Here is an 18,944-nt window from a genome sequence, read left to right as displayed (position 1 = left end):
ACAGATAAATGCGAGGGCTTGCGATCAAATTGCTTTACGTACTTAATTTTGAGTAGTTTCATAAATATAACGATCGCTAGACAAGTTTCTCAAATAAATGAGTGAAGGGCTGCATCTGTTGTAACCCTTCTTCATGCCAATCATCCCCCATTTCCCCATGTTCCAGACTAAATAATCGTTCTCGACAAAGAATTTGCAGCAGCAGAGGCCAGCATTTACTTTGAGTCAAAATCCACTCGACATCCTCAGCCGGAAAAGGCATGGGCGAACTGGCTATCAACTCCCGCGCTTCAGCTTCAGTCAAAGCACCCAGAGTTGTGGTATATCCAAAGATATTGAAAAAAGGCGAACTATGTCCCGTACTGCGCGCTAATTCGATCGGCGATTCAGGAGTTGCCAAGACAAACCCTAAATTCCCATTGGTTTGGTTAGTCGCCAAAGAGCGCAAACTCTCCCAAAACCCATCATCTAATTCGGGACAGCGTTGCAATCCTGCGCCAATTTCATCTAATAGGATGACTGTAGGCTGACGTAAATTACTGCTAACCACATCCATAAATCTATCTAAGTCGCAAGGGCTGGGAACTGACATTTTTAGGGATTCTAAAATGTAGCGCAGCAGCCCTTCCCGACTCTGCCGTCGCGCATCTTGAAAATCTACGAAAATCCAACGATAGTTTTCTGGAGAGGGCAACCAGTCAGATTTTTGACCGGGACGCAACTGTTCTGTTGGGGTGGTGGTAATATTTTTCAAGTATTGCAGCAAAGAAGTCTTGCCACTTCGTCGCTTGCCGATAATCGCAGCATTTTGCAGGGGACGGCGTTTCAGTAAGTCGAATAGGCGTTTGAGTTCCTTATTCCGCCCGAAAAAGTAGCGCGGATGGGTGATGGGAGTACCAGTGATGAAAGCTGAGGTTTCCTCGAAGATAGGCGTAGGGATAGTTTCGTCTTGATGCGCGATATTTCTCCACTCATACCCCAATCTCTCGCTAATTTCCAGAAAATATGAGTAATCAACAGGTTGTCCCGTCAGAAATTTCTTGACTGTGGATAGCCCAATGTCCAATTCTTCAGCCACAGCCTTCTGACTCGGAAAGCCGTTGCGTGCTAAAGCCGATTTGACTTGTTCGATACACCCTGGAGAAACTTTGAGCGATCGCCCCATGATGCCTCTACAGAAAATTACTCATCAGAATTATAGATTTAATCTCAACTACAAGTCAACCAACAAGTCAACTCGCTCAACCTTCTCGATCGACTCTGAACTCAACCTTGCTTGATTTTTAATAGGATTGTAGAGTTCAATTTAGAGAAATGTCGGACAATAAATTACATCCCAAGCAAGCACCATCCTCCGATGATTCTGCCAAGCTCGATCGCAAGATTATTGAAGACAGTTGGCGTCAACAAGCGCGTTTGAGTTCTCACGCAACTCTTGGATTCATCATTGTCAGCACTTTTGTCAATATTTTAGGCATCGGATTGTTGTTTTTTGGCAAAGTTCCAGAAGGAACAATTACCGCCACTAGCGGCTTAACAACAAATATTGTTAGCTTGCTGGTCATGTTTGCGAAAGAAAATAACGCTCGACTCGATCGCTTAGCCAAAGAGTTCAAAGACGACGATTAAATAAACATAGTTAAAGTAGGGTGCTCTGCGGCGCACCTTACAAATTCAAATTAAATTCTGCAAAAATTTATCAAAAGTTGCCCGATCGCACATAGCACCTTGAGCACCCACTTTAGTTGTGCACAGAGCACCCGCTGCTGCGCCCCACCGCACCGCCTCTGACAAGGACAGACCGGCATCTAAGGCGGAGGCCAACCCGCCGTTAAAAGCATCGCCAGCAGCTACAGTGTCGATCGCCTCCACAGCAAAAGCCGGTACAAAAAACGTTTCATCCGCAGTAACAGCAACAGCCCCACGATCGCCCAATTTGACAATAACATTCTTGACCCCGCGCTCCTGCAAGTGTTTGGCAGCTACAATCGCTGTTTCCGTGTCATTCACCCGAAAACCGACTAACTGGCCCGCTTCCACTTCATTCGGCGTGATAATGTCAATGAGCGGATAAAGTTCGATCGGCAAATCCGCCCTAGCCGGTGCTGGATCGAGAATAACTCGCACCCCCGCTTGACGAGCAGCTTTCGCAGCTTTTTGGACAATTTCCAGGGGAATTTCTAACTGTAACAGCAAGGATGTAGCTGCTGTTAACAGTTTTTGGAGACGTTCTATATCTGCTTCACCGACATTATTGTTCGCGCCCGGAATCACAATAATATTATTTTGACCTGTCTCGTCTACAGCGATAATTGCCACTCCTGAATGAGTGTTTTGGTCTATTAATACATTGTCTGTATTTACACCATAAGATTGTAAACTTGTCAATAATTCTTCAGCAAATTTATCGTTGCCGACGCGACCGATGATGTGGGTAGAAGTGCCGAGACGGGCGGCCGCGACGGCTTGATTTGCTCCTTTGCCGCCGCCGGCTGTGAAAAAATTGCTACCGATGATTGTTTCCCCTGGCTGCGGCAACCGGGGAGTTTTTGCTGCTAGGTCGATGTTGATACTGCCGAATACGATGAGGGTCATAAATTATTCAATTTGGTAATTGGTAAGCTGTAGCGCATTTAATTTGTAAGCTACTTTTTACTTAAACTCTGGTGGGGCGGGCAGGATAGCCCGGCGCGAGCAAGCTTCAATTTAAATGCCAAATAGCTTAATTGGTAATTGGTAATTCTCCCATTCTCCCACTTTCCCCCTCTCCCTCTCTCCCCCTCTCCCTCTCTTCCTTAAGACGTGCTAGAACAGTTATGGTCTTCACAGGTCAATTCAATGGCAGCAATTACTCTCGATCGCAATCCCTGTGTCCTGCTAGTTGAAACAGACGAAGTTCTCGCCGGACACTTGAGTCTAGACTTAAAATCCTCCGGCTATGAACCCGTAGTAGCTTCTAACACCGCCACCGGCCAAAATTTAGCTCATGAATTGCAGCCTGCTTTGATTGTAATTGACCGGATACTTGGCGCTGAGTCGGGGCTGTCACTGTGTTCTTACCTCAGAAGTATTGGCAATCGGGTGCCGGTGCTGCTACTCGTCGGTCGTGATACAGTTGACGATCGCGTAGCTTGTCTGGAAGCTGGCGCGGATGATTATTTTCTCAAACCTTACCGCACTGAGGAGTTTTTGCAGTTGGTGCGCTTGTATTTGCAGCCGGATAACAGCAGCAACGAACAATTGAGGTTTGGCGATTTAGTTTTGGATTTGGCCTCTAGGCGGGCTCTACGCAATGGACGGGCGATCGACCTGACGATGAAGGAATTTGAGCTGCTAAAGTATTTGATGGAACATCCCCGCGAGGTTTTGACTCGGGAACAAATTCTCGAAAATGTTTGGGGTTACGACTTTTTGGGCGAGTCGAATGTAATTGAGGTTTACATCCGCTATCTGCGGCTCAAGATTGAAGATGAGGGCGAAAAGCGCTTGATTCAGACGGTGCGCGGTGTTGGCTATGTGATGCGGGAAGCTTGAAGCAGTCAGTTGACTGTTGACTGTTAACTGTTGACTGTTGACTGTTGGCTAGTTCCAATGTCCAATTGTCAATTACCAATCTAAAATCTAAACTCTAAAATCTAAAATCATTATGAGTTATTTAACTAATTTGCTCGGTATTGGAGTAAGTATATTTTTGCTGGGATGTTCGCCGACTTTACCTGTCGCGAATGCTGGTGCTACTGGTATTGTGGCGGATCGGTCTCCGACGGCGACAACATCGGGTCAAGTGCTGCCTGTTTCTGCTAGAGCTCGGATAGGCGATCGCCCAATCGAACTCGAAGTGGCGAAAACAGTGGAACAGCAGGCTATGGGTTTAATGTACAGAACTTCTTTGCCGGATGACAGAGGAATGCTGTTTGAGTTTAAAGCGGCGCGGCAGGTCAATTTTTGGATGAAAAATTGCAAGATTTCTTTGGATATGATTTTTGTCCGGGATGGGGTGGTTGAGGCGATCGAAGTTTCTGCACCTCCTTGTACTGCCGAGCCTTGTCCTACCTACGGGCCCGATACTGTTGTCGATCGAGTTATTGAACTCCGGGGCGGGCGGGCTGCTGAACTCGGTGTCAAAGTGGGCGATCGTCTTGCAATCGAGTTTTTTCAGTAAAACTTCGGACTGTTTCCGTAAAACCTGCAGACAGACACAATCCCCCGCTTTCCCTCGCCCAGGGAGCCCCCTACCTTCGGAATACCGCAGAAAATTTAGAAACTTTACAAAAATTGATTAAATCTATTAGAATATTAATGTAAGATTCAGTACAAACACCGAAAGATTTGCTACGATGTCGATCTCAGCCAGTCAGGACTTGAGCTTGTTTCCGGAAGCTGTAGATTGTTGGTCGCAGGTATGAGACGAGTCAGCGACTCGTTACCAATCCTGAGAGACGATACTCAGCCTCAAGGTATAGCAACACGAAAAGAAATTCTCTGGAAGTTCTGGCGAGCGAGGTAAATCTACTAAACCTATCTAAAGTAATATGCTACGAGCCAAGTTAATTGGCGGTAATTGGCAAACTTAACTTCTGGTAGCAGTTTCGGGTTTGATCGAAATATCTAACTAATTTTGCCGAAGTAGATTTGCGGATTCTGCATTTCGGCAGATGAAGTTAAACTCTGAACCTGGTTTAGTAGTTTTAGGTAGCAGAATAAATTCTGATTCGCGCTGCAAAGATGCCGAGGTATTCAGTTTAAGTTCGATCGCGATCGCAAGTCGATCGGGCCGACATCAGTAAAATTGCAAAACCTTTCACTTTTTGGGAAAGGTTAGCTTTACAGTCGCACTCAGCATTACGTTTGGCAGTTCAACCGCTAATACTGTTTTAACAGCTATCGACGGTTAAAAGACAAATTTAAAACTGGCTTATTACTCATCAAAAACATCAGGTTCACATCAGAAAATGGTGTCCTATACTTAGAGGTGAAATCACATGGCACCCGCTACATACACTCGATTAATTCGATTTTTACAAGAAGATTTGGCAATTTCTCCCGCGTCAATTGCTGTCGCCGAACGTGTCGGCGGTGACAAACAGCGGCAGCGCGATAAAGACCCGAATTCCTTGCCGATGGTTCTGTGGCAATACGGTTTAGTCACTCTCGACCAGTTGGATAAAATCTTTGATTGGTTATCCCAAGCATATTAAAAGGATTTTAGATTTTAGATATAAATAATCAAAAATCCAAAATCCTTTCATAACTGGGATTAAGATTCAGCCAAAAGCTTCGCAGCAGCGGCAACGCCGGCACCAGGAGTGTAGCCTTCATGACCCAATTCTCGCAACACCACTTCTAAAGAGGAAATTGCTGCTAGAATATCGCGATCGGACACAAAGCCCAAATGGCCGATTCGGAAGATTTTACCTTTCAAATGGTCTTGTCCGTCGGCGAGAGCAATGTCAAATCTCTTTCGCATCAAAGTCCGCACTTTTTGAGCATCTACGGATTCTGGTGGCATAACCGAAGTAATCGCAGGACTCGCGGCTTCATCAGCGGCAAACAACGGCAAACCTAAAGCTTTGACAGCACCCCGAGTAGTTGTCATTAAGCGTTTGTGCCTTGCGAAAACATTTTCCAACCCTTCTGTTTTCATCATCTGCAGCGATGCTTGCAGGGCAAAAAACATATTGACCGGTGGAGTAAAAGGAGTGGTATTTTTGGCAGCGTCTTTGCTATATTTACCCAAATCCAAATAATAGCGGGGCAGTTTCGCAGTTTTGTAAGCTTCCCAAGCTTTGGGACTGACGGCCACAAAACCTAAACCGGGAGGAATCATGTAAGCTTTCTGAGAACCCGAAGCAATGACATCGATTCCCCAAGCGTCCATCGGAATATTGACAGCGCCTAAGCTAGTGACAGCATCGACCATAATTAAAGCTTCACCGTGGGCTTTAACGTGGCGGTTGATGGTTTCGAGGTCGTTGAGGACGCCGGTAGAGGTTTCCGAGTGCGTGATGATGACAGCTTTGATTTGCTTCTCTGTATCTGCTTCGAGTTTTTCGCGGAAGTTTTCGGGGTCTAAAGGTTGGCCCCACTCGGCTTTAATAATCTCGGCGTTTAAACCGTAAGCTTCGGCGACTTCAGCCCAGCGTTCGCCAAATTTGCCGTTGGTACCGACTAAAACTCGATCGCCCGCACTCAAGAAATTAATTATCCCAGCTTCCATCGCGCCGGTACCGGAAACGGTTAAACTCAGCACGTCACTTTTAGTTTGGTGCAGCCATTTCAAATTTTCGGTACATTCTGCAAAAATCCCGTCAAATTCCTTGCTGCGGTGGCCCATCGGGTGTTTTGCCATCGCTAACAAGGCCGCTTCAGGTACCGGCGTCGGGCCGGGAATCATCAGCATTAATTTGTTGTCCATGATATTGTCCTAAGTTTTTCTGTGGGAGTTATATAGAATAAATCAAATACGATACGTCACGTCGCTACTCTAACTTTTTTAACTTTTAACTCCCTTCTGGTTAATTTCATTGAGAGACCAGCGGTGTTCTACCGCTAAGTTCGATCGCTCGCAGCTTTGTTCTAATTGCTTTTGAATGGCCAGGGCTTTACGCAGTGTAATAATAAGTTGGTGAACTTGTTGCTGCTGCGGCGATTGTGGACTGACAGCAAACATCGTTTTGCGTTCTAACAATTGAAGTAGCAATTCATAATGAATGTACGAAGGAAGGGGAATTGGCTCCATGAAAGCTAATATACCTCAGCGAACCGACACCCCATGGCAATTGCATGAGGCATCACAGGTGAACATTAGATGCCCGATTTTTTATTTGTTTTCTAACCGTACAGCAACCCCTGCTTTGCCGATCGAATTTTCGGGGCTGGGTGCGTTGGACACGCTAAATTTTGCGATCGACAGGCTTACAGAATAGATTTAATTGCTTTCTGGCAAAATATTTCTATGCAATATAGCTTTGAGTGCTATTTTTTTTTACAGTCAAGCGCTTGAGTCGATGCAGGCTAGAAATTCTCATTATTTACCTACTTAATCATTTTTTATCAGAATTAAGGGTGGTTTGTCAAGCGGTCTCGCCTTTCACAGGCTGGGAGGGCGATCGGCAAGCGAGGCTAAAGCTGCACCCGGATCGGGCTGTTTGACTAGAGATTCGCCGATGAGGACGGCTTGGGCACCGGCGCTGGCAACTTGATTTAAGTCGTCGGGAGTGTGGATTCCTGACTCGCTGACGATGAGGATGCCTTTTGCTTGGATTTCGGTTTGTCGATCGGCTAATAGTTGACCCGTAGTTTCTAGGCTGACGGAAAAGTCTTCTAGGTTGCGGTTGTTGATGCCGATTAGGTTGACGCCTTGTAGGGTTAATACTCGATCAAGTTCTTCGAGAGTGTGAACTTCTATTAAAGCTGTCATGCCCAAGGTCTTGACAATTTTTACAAAGTATTGTAAGTCTTTGTCAGATAGAATAGCTGCTATTAACAATACAGCATCGGCGCCGTGAATCCGGGCGAGATAGATTTGGTAGGGATAGATAATAAACTCTTTGCAAAGTAAGGGTAAATCGACGGCGGCACGGATTTTAGCGAGGTTGTCGAAGCTGCCTTGAAAGAACTTTTCATCGGTGAGTACGGAGATGCAGCTAGCGCCGTTTTGTTGGTAAGCTAGGGCGATCCCCACTGGGTCGAAATCTTCGCGAATTACGCCTTTGCTGGGAGAAGCTTTTTTAACTTCGGCGATGATAGCGGGTGTGGTTTTGCCGTTTTTGAGGGCGGCAAGAAAGTCGCGGATGGGCGGTGCGAAGGGGAGTTTTTTGTGAAGATCGGCTAACGGGGTGCGATCGCGTTTTTGGGCGACTTCAGCTTCTTTTTCCCAGACGATTTCTTCGAGGATGTGCTGGGGTTCGGCGTCGGGTACGGCGATTTGGTAGCTGAGGTAGAGGACGGAGACGGATGTGCTGGGGGGACGACGGCGGATTTGAAGCATTGTTACTGGTTGATACTAAGGATTATTGTAGGGGCGATCGGGCTTTTTGCAATTGGCGAGTAAGGATTGAAGTCGCAGCGATCGCAGATGCAGCGATTGAAATCGCCCTTACAAAGGCAAAACCCGCCTGCGCGGGTTAAATTGCACAAGTCTGGCGTTGCGCGGACTTTAATTGTGTAGCGACAGGTGGAAACCTGTCGCACCGATTGTTATGTGAAAATTCCCAAATTGCATTTGTAGAGACACGAGCGATCGCGTCTCTACAAGATGCGATGGTTAGTGAGACTTTTTGTTCAGAACAATGACAACTTTCTGGGAGTCTTGTTTTTTAACTTCCCTTCTGCGTTGACTCCGGATCTTAGTTCGCGATGGGGGAGAATCATAGTAATTTTTTTCCTCGCCCCAAGGAAGACTAAGTTGCACCGCGACGGGTTGATATTCAGAGACTTTGTATCCTTTGGAATTAGCCATCTTTTTTCTGTGTCAAGTAGTGGTTTGGATTGAGGAAAAGTTAGTTGGCCAACCTCGCTTCCTACATTTCTACAATGATTGATTTGTCATGCTTTCACTAGATCGGCTTCCGATCGTGCATATTTCGATCTAAAATCGATCTTGACAATTGCTTAATTGAGGTGTAATCGTGGCCCAGCTCAAGGCTTCTCAGCAGGGAATAGCAAAAATTAAGCAGGCAAGGAATGAAAAGGGGTGGACAGTAGATGACCCCAGATGCCTTGTGGAAGCTAGTAAAGTTTTGGAACCAAAGAAAATTTGGCAAGAAGGAGGCCCTTATGCTGACGGTTGCTCCGAAGGAAATTGGAAACGTTTTCTGTACGGAACAGCAACCGTTAACACTGAAGTTTTCAAGGCTTTCTGTAGAGTTTTAGGGGTATCTTGGGAAGAGATTGTCGATCGCACTGTTGTCGCTCAAGATTTCGCTGTTGAGCACACTCCCGACAAGTGGCAGGAGGTTTGTCGCCGGATGCTGCTAGAACAGAAGTGGCTAAGCAGCAATAAGCTAATGCGTGGTCAGAGGAAACGCGATCTGATTGAGGAAAATATCTATGTAGATTTGACCTTAGTGCAGCAGGAGCAAATCCAAAAGGTTGGAGGCGACTCATCACCTGAACAGGGTTCGCTGTTGTATGAATCAACGGGGTACAGCAAAACCGAAAGATTTGAATACAACCAATTTCTCACAACACTCCTCAGCACTAAGAAAAACGATCGAATTGCCATCATTGGTGAACCAGGAGGAGGCAAAACCACGCTTTTACAGAAAATCGCTTTCTGGCTGTTAGATAATACAGATGATTTGGTGATTTGGGTTTCTCTAGGACGTTTAGCGACGAATCTAATTGATTACATATTTAATGATTGGCTGCGAGATGCAGAGGGAACCGTCACTGAAAAGTTGCAGGCAACTTGGAGAAGTCAGTTGGAACAGCGGCAGGTGTGGTTGCTGTTAGATGGGCTAGATGAAATGGCAGCAGAGATGCAGGAAACCTTATCTGCAAGAGGTTTGCTGACTCATGTGCGGATAGTAACAAGTTGTCGGTTGAATGTTTGGCAGGCTAACCCCCGCATTTTGGATGGCTTTGAATTTTATATTACTCAACCGTTCACATTTCCCCAGGTACAGCAGTTTATCGAGAAGTGGTTTAGTAAAGATAACGCATTGGGCGATCGCTTGTGGCAAGCAATTCATCAACCAGGAAAGGAACGGATTAAGGATTTAGCCAGAAATCCTTTAAGGTTGACGCTGTTGTGTGCAATTTGGCAAGGGCGAGACGGCGATTTGCCTGATACAAAAGCGAAATTATATCAAAAATTTGTCGAGAAAATCTTTGATTGGAAATCAGAGTATTTCCGCCTGGACTCTAATAATCAAGAGCGGCTGAATGCTAAGCTGGGAGAGTTGGCGAGAGAAGCGATTGATAAAGAACCTACTCGGTTTCGCTTGCGACATAAATTTGTTTGTCAGCTTTTGGGCAAGCCAAAGGATAATGATTCTCTGCTGCAATTGGCTCTGGATTTGGGTTGGCTGAATCAAGTGGGAATGGATGCAGATGAACCTGAAGAACCCGTTTATGCTTTCTGGCATCCCACGTTTCAGGAATATTTCGCGGCGTGTACAATTGAGGATTGGAACTTTTTCCTAAATCACATTCCTGACAACCCCAAAGACTCTAAAGCAAGTTACCGAATTTTTGAGCGCCAGTGGAAAGAGGTTATTTTATTGTGGCTGGGGCGCGAGGATGTACGAACAGAGAATAAGGAAGCGTTTATTAAGGCTTTGGTTGAATTTCAAGATGGATGTCGGGATTGTATTTTAGATCGCAAAGGTTTTTATGAATACCGAGCGTATTGTTTAGCAGCGATAGGTATTGCTGAGTTTAAGGAATGTAGCTGTGCTGATGCAATCCTTTCGCAATTGATGAGATGGGCATTTGGTTATTTCAATTTAGAGATCCAGATGTGGGTTGGAGAGAGTTGTCCAAGTTCAGAAGCAGCGAGGGCAGCATTCCAAGAGAGCGATCGCAGCCGAACCATCCCTGCTTTAATTAACCTGATGCTTAACAGTACCAACGCTCCTAGCAATGGTTCCTTGGCAGATATGGCTCTCAGTTTGGGAAAAATTGGAACGGGCAACCAACAAGCTATCGATGCACTTATTAACTTAATTCGTACAACTTTCGATATCTATCCTTTTGGCCAAGGGAGCTATATCATTGATAAAGCATTTAATAGCTTAGAATTCATTGGTCAGAACAATCAGCAATTGATAGATGAGCTGAATAATATCATGCAAAACAGTCAGCATGAGTACACTTGTGTAAAAGCGGCTGAGTGCTTGGGGAAAATCTCTCCCGGTAATGAGCAAGCGATCGCGAGGTTAGTCGCTCTGATAGAAAAAAGTGCTGATGAGTTTATTCCTAGTGAAGCGGGTTTGAGCTTGACAAATATTGCCCCCGATCATCCTCAAGCTTGCAGAATGATTCAACCCACCATATTTGATGTTGTTTGGCAATTACTCCACTGGCTGCTTGACGAAAAAGAATCGAGTAAAGACGAATTAAAACGTAGATGGGCAGAAGAAACATTCGAGCATATTTGCTATAAATCTCCTAAAGCAATTCAGCCACTTATTGATATAATTCACAATAGTCCTAATGAGGGTATTTTTCGGGATGCGGTCAGGCTTTTAGGTGAATTTGGTACTAATGATAAGCAAGCAGTTGCGCTACTGATTGAGTTGAGTCGCCACAGCAATTTTGTAATTAGTAATTTTGCCATTCAATACCTAGGTAATACTAACGTAAGGCAGGAAGAAGTAATCAAGGTATTAATAGACATAATTTACAACGCTCCAGATATTCCTACTTACACAGCTTATAGTTTGGGAAAAATACTTAAAAAATATCCGCTGTCATCTGCCGTCTCAAATTTAAAACATCCTCTGCAAAATCAGATATATACCCAGGAAGATTTCGATATTTATCATAAGTGTTACGAGGTTCTTTCGCAATGCACTCAAACTATGCCTTTCCCAGACTATTATGAAGCTTGGCACAGTTAAGCAACTAATTAATTATTGTTGACTGCATTGATGTAATGTCTCAATTTAGTGAAATTATATTAACATAGTAAATGTCCGATCGCCCTCCAATTATTTACTACAAATATGATCGTTAACGATAAGCTTAAGAACATACTGACGCAATTACGATCGCACTTCGAGCAACTTTACGGCGATCGCCTCACCCAAATGGTACTCTACGGTTCCCAAGCGCGAGGCGATGCACATCCCGACTCAGATATAGATGTTTTAGTAGTTCTGAAAGCGCCAGTTCAAGCAGGCGAAGAAATTGATAGAACTCTTCAGATTGTAGCCGATTTGTCCCTACAAAATGATGAAGTGATTAGCTGCCAGTTTATGAATGAAGAAAAATTTACTAATTATCAAGGCCCTTTGCTCAGAAATATCCGTAAAGAGGGAATTTTAATATGACATCGGCTCAATTAAACTTACTCGCAAAAGCTCCTTAAAGCCTTTCAGCGGCTAAGTTAATGTTAGATGGCGAATACCCAGATTATGCAGCCTCTCGCGCCTACTACAGTATGTTTTATATTGCCGAAGCATTTTTAGAAGGGAAAGGACTATCTTTTTCTAAACATTCCCCAGTCATTAGCGCCTTTGGTCGAGAATTTGCTCGTACAGGAAGAGTTCCTGTTAAGTTTCACCCATACCTCATCAGAGCTCAGGAATTGCCAAATGCTGGAGATTACGGCGAACTTGATGCCGTTACGAGCGATCAAGCCGCAGATTCGATCGCCCAAGCTGAAGAATTTCTCGAATTAGCCCAAAATGCGATCGGCACTCTACCACCGCCCTAAAACAGAATACCGAAATCCCCGACTTCTTCAAGAAGCCGGGGATATAAAACAAGAAAACAGCCCTACAAATTAATGACTACCCGCTCCAGCCGCCCGTTTAAACGCCTCATCCAACACTTCCGAAAGCGTCGGGTGAGTGTGAACTCGGAATGCTAAATTGTTAACAGAATCGCGCTGGGCGATCGCATTTGCCGCTTCCTGAATCAAATCCGAAGCGTGCAAACCGAAAATGTGAACTCCCAACAACTCTCCAGTATCTTTCCGGTAAATCACCTTAGCCGTACCGTCGGTTTCCCCTTCAGCAATAGCCTTAGAATTTCCCTTAAAATAAGTCTTGACAGAAGCTACCTCAAACCCTTCTGTTTTTCCTAACTCTTTCGCCGCAGGTTCCGTCATCCCCACATAGCTAATTTCCGGGTGAGTAAACGCCGCCGCCGGGATACTCAAATAGTCAACTTCGCGGGGACGGCCGCAAATATTTTCCACTGCAGCAATTCCCTGAGCAGACGCAGAATGCGCTAACATCATTTTGCCGTTAACATCGCCGATCGCCCACAAATTTTGCACCGGTTCTCCGGCCGCCAAAACCTGCATCTTATCGTTAACTGGGATATAACCGCGCATCGTTTCCACGCCAACAGTTTCTAACCCCAAATTCTTACTGACAGGAACTCGCCCAGTTGCTACCAAACAAGCATCTACTTCCAAAACTTCGACAATTTCCTTAGTCTTGAAATCAGCTAATTCAATAATCACCGGCGAACCAGGAGTAATCTTCTTAGCCAAAACACCCACTTTTGTTTCAATATCGCGGGGTGCAATTAACACCCGTTCTGCTAACTTAGCAATATCTGGATCGAAAGTCGGCATCAACTGATCTAGAGCCTCAATCATCGTGATTTCACAGCCCAGTGCGGTGTAAATATCGGAAAACTCCAAACCGATATAACCGCTACCAATAATTGCAATCCATTTCGGTAGCGATTCCAACCTGACAGCATCGTCGCTGGTAAATACAGTTTTGCCGTCAATTTCTATCCCGGGGGGGACGAAGGGAACCGAACCGGGAGCGAGAATAATATCCTTGGCGGTAATAGTTTTCTCGCCTTTATCGGTTTCGACGGTAATTTTTTGAGCACTGGCAATTTTGCCCCAACCTTGGATGACATCGACATTCAAACGTTTGAGGCTGTTGGTCAAGTCGCCGCGAAGTTTGCTAACAATAGTGTTAGCGTGATTGGCGATCGCCCCGCGATCGAAATCCACATTCCCCAACTGAATTCCCAAAGTCTTCAGGTGGTGGGCATTCCGCAACTCTCGCACTCGCCCCGAAGCCGCCAAGAGCGCCTTCGAGGGAATGCAGCCGCGGTTGACGCAAGTCCCCCCCATGTCCCCTGCTTCGATAATTGCCACTTTCAGCCCGCAGCTAACCGCGTGTATGGCCGCGCCGTGTCCGCCCACGCCAGCGCCGATAATTGCTAAATCGTAATCAAATCCCTGAGTCACCTTAAAATCTCCTAATGCCTTTGAAATCTTAGGACTCAAGCAAAAAACACCGTCTCTCCGTCCTTCGAGGTGGCGCGTTGCCATCGCAACCTTTGAACAGCGGTAATAGTTGCATAAGTCCTGTCTCCTTATTCTCGACTAGACTAGGGTTAATTAGACAACGAAAGAGCCGTAACTGAGATTTTTTCAGGGTCAATGATTTTGAGCTGGGTCTGCACCAAGTCTCAAATCACTCAGTAGGCGGCTGTAGAGTTAAATATAAGTTTGAAGGCTGACAATGGTCGCTGCAGGTTTTATATGGGGCAGCAAGTTCAGCAACAGGCATTCCACCGTCCGGTTAAATTGTGTGCGCTTGCTTGTTTTAGTCGGGTTTTCATGTCTGCACGCGCCGGGGGCGGGCAGAGTTTATTGGCAACTTTTAGAGTCTATGGAGTGGCTTATGACAGATGACGACCAGAAAGATTTACGCCGGGCCTCGGCTCAATCCTTTTTTGAGTCCCTGGATGAATTGTTCGATTCTATAGAATCGAACAGCACTCAAGCGGCACAACCTAAATCTCCACCGCCTCCGGCTAAGTCTGCGAGTCAGTCTTCGAGTTTGCCGAAGAAGACTAGACCGGCGAAAATTAATTTGTCGGATTTTGAAGATGCGATCGCCGATTTGGAACAGTTTATCCAGAGCAAACACCAGAAACGCCCTGAATCCAATCAATAGTGCGATGACAAATTTTCAAGTAAGGACTGTTGACTGTTGACTGTTGACTGTTGACTGTTGACAAGCGAAAAATTTTAGACCGAAGTTCCAGCTCCCAGATTCATCTGTGGAGTCAATTTTTAAATCTAAAATCTAAAATCTAAAATCTAAAATCGACTGGCTGTTAACGGTGCTTTAAGCTTAAGGTGCTTATGTCGCCGCCTACAATATATTCATATTTCGTTGAGGATGGCTTTACAAGAATCAAGCCAGATAAATTAGCTCAATTTACTATTAATAGCCTTGTTTTTAGGCTTTGACGGCTGCGGTAATTGCCTCGATCGCACTTCGATCGCGCGATCGCCGATCGCACTCAAAGGCAACTCCAATTCATCAAGATCATTGCGGAACTTGACCGGAATATCAGCACCGTTAATAATCGCTCCCAACAGCCGCGGCCCGGATTTATTCGACTCGTCCTCCTCAGATTCCAGCAACTGATCGGCAGCCTCAGACAACATACTAGACAAAGTGTAACCAGGCCGCGCCACCAAAATCATACCGTCCGTGTACGGTTCCAGCGTCAGCGCGTCGTTGCACTCGCTCAAAGCCGGAGAATCCACAACCACAAAATCAAAGCGGTTGCGAACATCCTCAAACAATCTCCGCATTTCGCTCGATTCGAGTACGGCCGAGGCTTGCCGCAAAAAGCCGGGACTCGGCACAACGTATAGATTCTCTACCTCTGGAACCAAAAGGACACACTCGCTAATATTGCCGTAATAGTGCAAAGGTTCCACCGTCGCCAAAGGATCGGCAGCAATTTTCAAAGATTCAACGTTAGAAGGCGATCGCAAATCTGCTTCAATTAGCAAAGTCCGTTTACCCGATCGAGCCGATGCAATTGCCAAATTGTAAGCACTAAAACTTTTCCCCTCCAAAGGCGCCGCCGAAGTCAGCAACACCACCTTCACCGGTTTGTTCCCGATCCGGCGCAAATTAGTACGCAACCGCTCGTAAAATTCCAAATAGGGAGAATTTGCCTCCAGGGCCAGAGGCATTTCATCGCCGTAGGAATCAAACACCGTCACTTCAGGCAAAACTGCCAGTATCGGCACCTCTTTTTCCACCAAAGCCGCCCGCACTTCTTCCCAACTGTAAAACTTGCCGTTGAGCATCCCCAACAAAAATATCAACCCCCCACCCAGCAGCAATCCCACAAATCCGCCCACCGCCAGCATCACGGGCAAACCTCTCTTGTTTGACTCAACGTCATCAGTTTTCGGAAATTGGGCGATTGTCAAACTCCCCGTTGTCTCAGCTACCGCCGCCTCAGCATCTACCAAAGCCGACTGCATCTTGTCGTAGAGAGCTTGTTTGAACGCCACTTGTTGGGCCAACCGCGCTTGTTCTAACTGCTTGTTGGGGATTGTCGCGTGTTCCCGACGCAATTCTTTTTCAGTTTTCTCGATTCCTTGAAGTTGCTGTTGCACCGTATCGTGCTGCGTTTGCAAAGCAATCAAAGTTTGAGCTAACTGCTGTCTGGCCGGATCTAAAGAAGAGTCTACCCGAATTCGATCGGCACTTCTGAGCGGAGCCGCCACCCCGTTACCGCCGAGTACCTCAGATTGCCGCTGCTGCAACTGCTGCTCAAAAGCAAGTTTTTGTTTAAGCAATTCTACAATTTTCGGGTGTTCCTCCTGCAAGTCGCTGCGGAAAATTTTGAGCTGAGATTCGATCGAAAACAATTGCACTCGCAGTTGGGCAATAATTGGATCGGCAGAGAGTGCTTGAGCGACGTAAGCTTGCTCCACATTCAATCCCAAGCGAGCCTGCAAACTGTTAATTTGAGCTTCAATTCCTCCCAACTGCACGCGGAGTTGCCGCTGCTGCTGTTGGATGGTGGTAATCGCTTGCGGCAAAGCACCGCTCTGAGCTGCTAAAATTGAAGTTCCTTCTCGTTTTGCGTAGGCTTCAAGTTTTGCTTCCGTCTCTCTGAGTTCCTGAGTTACTTTCGGCAAACGCTTGTTAATTTGGGCGATCGTCTCACGCAGTCTAGAAGTATTAAGAGTTTCGCTGCGAGCCACCATTTCGAGCATCAGCCTCTCTACTACCTTTTCTGCTTTTTGGCGATCGGCATTTTTGTACACTACTTGAATCAAAGCGCTGGGGTCATTATTCTTAGTGGGCATCTTTACTTGCACATCTTTTACCAGCTTTTTAGCCAAAGCTTGTACTTCTTTTTGCTCTTCTTTTGGGCTTAATTTTTTTGCGGGTTTGATGAGTTGTTTTGCGGCTGCTTCAACCACCTTTGTATCCAGCAGCATATCTTTAGTTATTTCTTGTCCTTCCTGTTGAATTTTAGTAGTAGTCGATGAAAAAATCACGCTCGGTCTGCGGTAGGCCAGCGTACCTGTAGCAACGTAAACTGGCGCCGCCTTTGGCTGCAGGGCCACTACTCCCGACACCCCCACAGTCACCGCGAGAGTAGCCAGTCCCACCCACTTGTATTGGTCGAAAGCAATTAAATAGCGTTTGACAACGGATAAAGTCATGACGATTTTAGATTTTAGATTTTAGATTTTAGATTTTAGATTGCTAAATGTTAACGATAACTAATGATTGCTGACAAATGATACCCATTTCCCAAGAAGCTGCAACTGTAGGTAAGTGGTAAACGCATATCGCATAAGTCATTCCCCATCGAAAATCTAAAATTTAATTTTGAAAATGGTATGACTACCTATCATTACGTGACGGGCCGAATAGATCTGTTACCCCATTTCTCAACTGTTCAAAGAACAGAATAAATCCCAAAGTATCCCGGAATGGTCGAGTAAAAGTATTGATTACATAACCAATGCGCTCTACCAAATTCCTACCAATCACAATCACATCATTATCTTCGAGCATCGGGTTCTGAGAAACATTGCCCTCCAAAGCAGCTTTAGCATCTATCGAACGGTTGATTGCTCTACCTTGCTTTTCGTCGAACCGAATCAGGGCTATTTTCCGCAAGTCAGCTAGATTAACAGGCAAGTTGTTGAGAGCATCCAAAAACCTGCTGCCATTTTCTACGTAGAACGAGGTCAAACCACCACTAGCGTAACTCAAAACTCGAACGTAGATCCGGGGCTTAATCAGGGTAGACCGCGCCACCAGAGCTTTGTCGTAGTTTAGGTTTTTGGTACTAGCGTCCAATTCCGGGATGACAATCACATCTCCCGAGGCCAAAGGAAAATCGAACAAATCGTTAGCGTTTGCTAGGGGAGTGTAGAGGTCGATTGGTTCCTCCACCGAGGAGCCGTCCATCAGCGTCCGCCGCACTCGCACCTCCCGCAAATCGGCTTTTCCCGTCACTCCCCCCGCAATCACCAAAGCAGCCGAAATTCGACCCGAACCCGCCGGAAGCGTGTAAAAACCCGGTTTGCTGACTTCTCCGGTGACAGTGATTTGGACGGGGACAGCAGCAGCAGCGAGGCTGTACCTGGATGCTAAATCTTGATCGGATTTGCGATCGGGCGTAACCTGTTTATACGGTACGACGATCGCATCTCCATCTTCCAAACGCAAATCCGGCGGAGCAATACCAGTTTGCAACGGTGTCAAAATATCAACAACTTGCTCCGCGACAGCGCCTCCCGGCAGAGTCCGCCGCACCCGCACCGCCCGCAGTTCCGCCGTAGGATTAGTCCCAGCAGCAGCCGCCAGAGCCGCAGGAAGCTGGGGGGTTTGCAGCGGATAAAAACCCGGTCTGGCCACTTCCCCCGTCACCGTCACCACTACCGGGCGCTGAACCAGCAAAGCAGCCGAGACTTGAGGATTTTTGATAAATTGGCCAAAGCGCTCCCGGAGGCGCTGCTGTGATTCTTCGACGGTAAGACCGCGCACATTTACTGTTCCGATTAGCGGCAGTACAATTACCCCTTCAGGGCTGATTGGACCTGTAAAACCTAGCTCTGGGAAGCGCTGAACTTGAACAGAAATCTGGTCTCCCGGACCCAGACGGTAGGGCCGATTCCGAAAAGCTGGGTTAATATCCCGGTTGAAATTGGCAGGCGGCGGTGGCGGTACACGCAATAGCGGTGGCGCCACGAGTCGCTCGTCTCTTGGAACAACAGATTGAGCTAAAGCCGTTTCCGAAAAATTTTTGCTATTAAAACCCCAGAATACAGCAGCAAAAGATAGAGTCCAAGCAGTTGAATACAGGCCGGCAAAGGAAAAAGCGAGGCGATTTTTAATTGTAGATTTTTCCCGCATTTTGAGAGGATTTAAAAAAGTAATATTGTGAATAATAGCCTGACTTGTAAGTTTCATCTAAATAATATAGCGACGAGAAAAAACAATAAGATATTTTAG

Annotated in this window: 16 protein-coding genes and 1 pseudogene; 9 read left to right on the top strand and 8 right to left on the bottom strand. The window is 46.1% G+C overall.

Annotated elements, in window-relative coordinates; translation table 11 throughout:
* Window positions 1-76 precede the first annotated feature (76 nt).
* Complete coding sequence (locus QUA62_RS22035) at window positions 77-1,165, bottom strand: ATP-binding protein (RefSeq protein ID WP_333406692.1); 1,089 nt, start codon at window positions 1,163-1,165, stop codon at window positions 77-79.
* 149 nt (window positions 1,166-1,314) lie between these two features.
* Here QUA62_RS22035 and QUA62_RS22030 point away from each other — a divergent pair, with 149 nt between their 5' ends.
* Window positions 1,315-1,629 carry a TRADD-N-associated membrane domain-containing protein gene (locus QUA62_RS22030; RefSeq protein ID WP_333406690.1) on the top strand — a complete coding sequence of 105 codons (315 nt, stop codon included), beginning with the start codon at window positions 1,315-1,317 and terminating at the stop codon, window positions 1,627-1,629.
* 45 nt (window positions 1,630-1,674) lie between these two features.
* Here QUA62_RS22030 and rbsK read toward each other — a convergent pair whose 3' ends face one another.
* Complete coding sequence (gene rbsK, locus QUA62_RS22025; RefSeq protein WP_333406688.1) at window positions 1,675-2,595, bottom strand: ribokinase; 921 nt, start codon at window positions 2,593-2,595, stop codon at window positions 1,675-1,677.
* Between the two features lie 243 nt (window positions 2,596-2,838).
* Here rbsK and nblR point away from each other — a divergent pair, with 243 nt between their 5' ends.
* The 4 genes from nblR to QUA62_RS22005 all read left to right on the top strand — a co-directional run bounded on the left by nblR (window position 2,839) and on the right by QUA62_RS22005 (window position 5,198).
* Window positions 2,839-3,534: a response regulator transcription factor NblR gene (nblR, locus tag QUA62_RS22020; protein WP_006632044.1), complete on the top strand. Its 696-nt coding sequence runs from the start codon at window positions 2,839-2,841 to the stop codon at window positions 3,532-3,534.
* 112 nt (window positions 3,535-3,646) lie between these two features.
* A complete protein-coding gene (locus QUA62_RS22015; protein WP_333406686.1) occupies window positions 3,647-4,162 on the top strand; it encodes a DUF192 domain-containing protein in 516 nt (171 codons plus the stop codon).
* Window positions 4,163-4,655: 493 nt separating this feature from the next.
* Window positions 4,656-4,787: a hypothetical protein gene (locus tag QUA62_RS22010; RefSeq protein WP_333060593.1), complete on the top strand. Its 132-nt coding sequence runs from the start codon at window positions 4,656-4,658 to the stop codon at window positions 4,785-4,787.
* Window positions 4,788-4,982: 195 nt separating this feature from the next.
* Window positions 4,983-5,198, top strand: coding sequence for a DUF2949 domain-containing protein (locus tag QUA62_RS22005; RefSeq protein ID WP_190662748.1), 216 nt, complete (start codon window positions 4,983-4,985; stop codon window positions 5,196-5,198).
* 59 nt (window positions 5,199-5,257) lie between these two features.
* On the opposite strand, the gene QUA62_RS22000 is transcribed toward QUA62_RS22005, so the two are convergent.
* The 3 genes from QUA62_RS22000 to trpC all read right to left on the bottom strand — a co-directional run bounded on the left by QUA62_RS22000 (window position 5,258) and on the right by trpC (window position 7,990).
* Complete coding sequence (locus tag QUA62_RS22000; protein WP_333218297.1) at window positions 5,258-6,415, bottom strand: alanine--glyoxylate aminotransferase family protein; 1,158 nt, start codon at window positions 6,413-6,415, stop codon at window positions 5,258-5,260.
* A 78-nt stretch (window positions 6,416-6,493) separates the two neighbouring features.
* Window positions 6,494-6,739, bottom strand: a complete 246-nt coding sequence (locus tag QUA62_RS21995; protein ID WP_006632049.1) for a DUF5340 domain-containing protein — start codon at window positions 6,737-6,739, stop codon at window positions 6,494-6,496.
* Between the two features lie 351 nt (window positions 6,740-7,090).
* The gene (trpC, locus tag QUA62_RS21990; protein WP_333406683.1) at window positions 7,091-7,990 is read right to left on the bottom strand and encodes an indole-3-glycerol phosphate synthase TrpC; all 900 of its coding nucleotides are present in this window, start codon (window positions 7,988-7,990) and stop codon (window positions 7,091-7,093) included.
* Window positions 7,991-8,630: 640 nt separating this feature from the next.
* Here trpC and QUA62_RS21985 point away from each other — a divergent pair.
* From QUA62_RS21985 to QUA62_RS21975, 3 genes and pseudogenes are all read left to right on the top strand, one after another.
* Complete coding sequence (locus QUA62_RS21985; protein ID WP_333406681.1) at window positions 8,631-11,567, top strand: HEAT repeat domain-containing protein; 2,937 nt, start codon at window positions 8,631-8,633, stop codon at window positions 11,565-11,567.
* A gap of 105 nt (window positions 11,568-11,672) precedes the next feature.
* The gene (locus QUA62_RS21980; protein ID WP_333406679.1) at window positions 11,673-11,999 is read left to right on the top strand and encodes a nucleotidyltransferase domain-containing protein; all 327 of its coding nucleotides are present in this window, start codon (window positions 11,673-11,675) and stop codon (window positions 11,997-11,999) included.
* A gap of 53 nt (window positions 12,000-12,052) precedes the next feature.
* Window positions 12,053-12,385 (top strand): annotated as a pseudogene (locus QUA62_RS21975) (HEPN domain-containing protein); the annotation flags it as partial.
* A gap of 69 nt (window positions 12,386-12,454) precedes the next feature.
* On the opposite strand, the gene lpdA reads toward QUA62_RS21975, so the two are convergent.
* The gene (gene lpdA, locus QUA62_RS21970) at window positions 12,455-13,891 is read right to left on the bottom strand and encodes a dihydrolipoyl dehydrogenase (protein ID WP_333406678.1); all 1,437 of its coding nucleotides are present in this window, start codon (window positions 13,889-13,891) and stop codon (window positions 12,455-12,457) included.
* Between the two features lie 439 nt (window positions 13,892-14,330).
* Between lpdA and QUA62_RS21965 the strand changes: the two genes are divergently transcribed.
* Complete coding sequence (locus tag QUA62_RS21965) at window positions 14,331-14,606, top strand: hypothetical protein (RefSeq protein WP_333149812.1); 276 nt, start codon at window positions 14,331-14,333, stop codon at window positions 14,604-14,606.
* A gap of 257 nt (window positions 14,607-14,863) precedes the next feature.
* Here QUA62_RS21965 and QUA62_RS21960 read toward each other — a convergent pair whose 3' ends face one another.
* Together QUA62_RS21960 and QUA62_RS21955 are read right to left on the bottom strand one after the other, a co-directional pair.
* Window positions 14,864-17,140 carry a lipopolysaccharide biosynthesis gene (locus tag QUA62_RS21960; RefSeq protein ID WP_333406677.1) on the bottom strand — a complete coding sequence of 759 codons (2,277 nt, stop codon included), beginning with the start codon at window positions 17,138-17,140 and terminating at the stop codon, window positions 14,864-14,866.
* A gap of 184 nt (window positions 17,141-17,324) precedes the next feature.
* A complete protein-coding gene (locus QUA62_RS21955; protein WP_333406676.1) occupies window positions 17,325-18,902 on the bottom strand; it encodes a polysaccharide biosynthesis/export family protein in 1,578 nt (525 codons plus the stop codon).
* Window positions 18,903-18,944 lie beyond the last annotated feature (42 nt).

Source organism: Microcoleus sp. MON1_C1 (genome assembly GCF_036701945.1).
Classification (GTDB): domain Bacteria; phylum Cyanobacteriota; class Cyanobacteriia; order Cyanobacteriales; family Microcoleaceae; genus Microcoleus.
This window is presented reverse-complemented; position numbering and strand designations above follow the sequence as displayed.

What these genes read in the sequence shown, in the direction of transcription:
- QUA62_RS22035 (WP_333406692.1), bottom strand. Translation starts at nt 1,165, where the DNA reads ATGGGGCGATCGCTCAAAGTTTCTCCAGGGTGTATCGAACAAGTCAAA.
- QUA62_RS22030 (WP_333406690.1), top strand. Translation starts at nt 1,315, where the DNA reads ATGTCGGACAATAAATTACATCCCAAGCAAGCACCATCCTCCGATGAT.
- rbsK (WP_333406688.1), bottom strand. Translation starts at nt 2,595, where the DNA reads ATGACCCTCATCGTATTCGGCAGTATCAACATCGACCTAGCAGCAAAA.
- nblR (WP_006632044.1), top strand. Translation starts at nt 2,839, where the DNA reads ATGGCAGCAATTACTCTCGATCGCAATCCCTGTGTCCTGCTAGTTGAA.
- QUA62_RS22015 (WP_333406686.1), top strand. Translation starts at nt 3,647, where the DNA reads ATGAGTTATTTAACTAATTTGCTCGGTATTGGAGTAAGTATATTTTTG.
- QUA62_RS22010 (WP_333060593.1), top strand. Translation starts at nt 4,656, where the DNA reads ATGAAGTTAAACTCTGAACCTGGTTTAGTAGTTTTAGGTAGCAGAATA.
- QUA62_RS22005 (WP_190662748.1), top strand. Translation starts at nt 4,983, where the DNA reads ATGGCACCCGCTACATACACTCGATTAATTCGATTTTTACAAGAAGAT.
- QUA62_RS22000 (WP_333218297.1), bottom strand. Translation starts at nt 6,415, where the DNA reads ATGGACAACAAATTAATGCTGATGATTCCCGGCCCGACGCCGGTACCT.
- QUA62_RS21995 (WP_006632049.1), bottom strand. Translation starts at nt 6,739, where the DNA reads ATGGAGCCAATTCCCCTTCCTTCGTACATTCATTATGAATTGCTACTT.
- trpC (WP_333406683.1), bottom strand. Translation starts at nt 7,990, where the DNA reads ATGCTTCAAATCCGCCGTCGTCCCCCCAGCACATCCGTCTCCGTCCTC.
- QUA62_RS21980 (WP_333406679.1), top strand. Translation starts at nt 11,673, where the DNA reads ATGATCGTTAACGATAAGCTTAAGAACATACTGACGCAATTACGATCG.
- QUA62_RS21965 (WP_333149812.1), top strand. Translation starts at nt 14,331, where the DNA reads ATGACAGATGACGACCAGAAAGATTTACGCCGGGCCTCGGCTCAATCC.
- QUA62_RS21960 (WP_333406677.1), bottom strand. Translation starts at nt 17,140, where the DNA reads ATGACTTTATCCGTTGTCAAACGCTATTTAATTGCTTTCGACCAATAC.
- QUA62_RS21955 (WP_333406676.1), bottom strand. Translation starts at nt 18,902, where the DNA reads ATGAAACTTACAAGTCAGGCTATTATTCACAATATTACTTTTTTAAAT.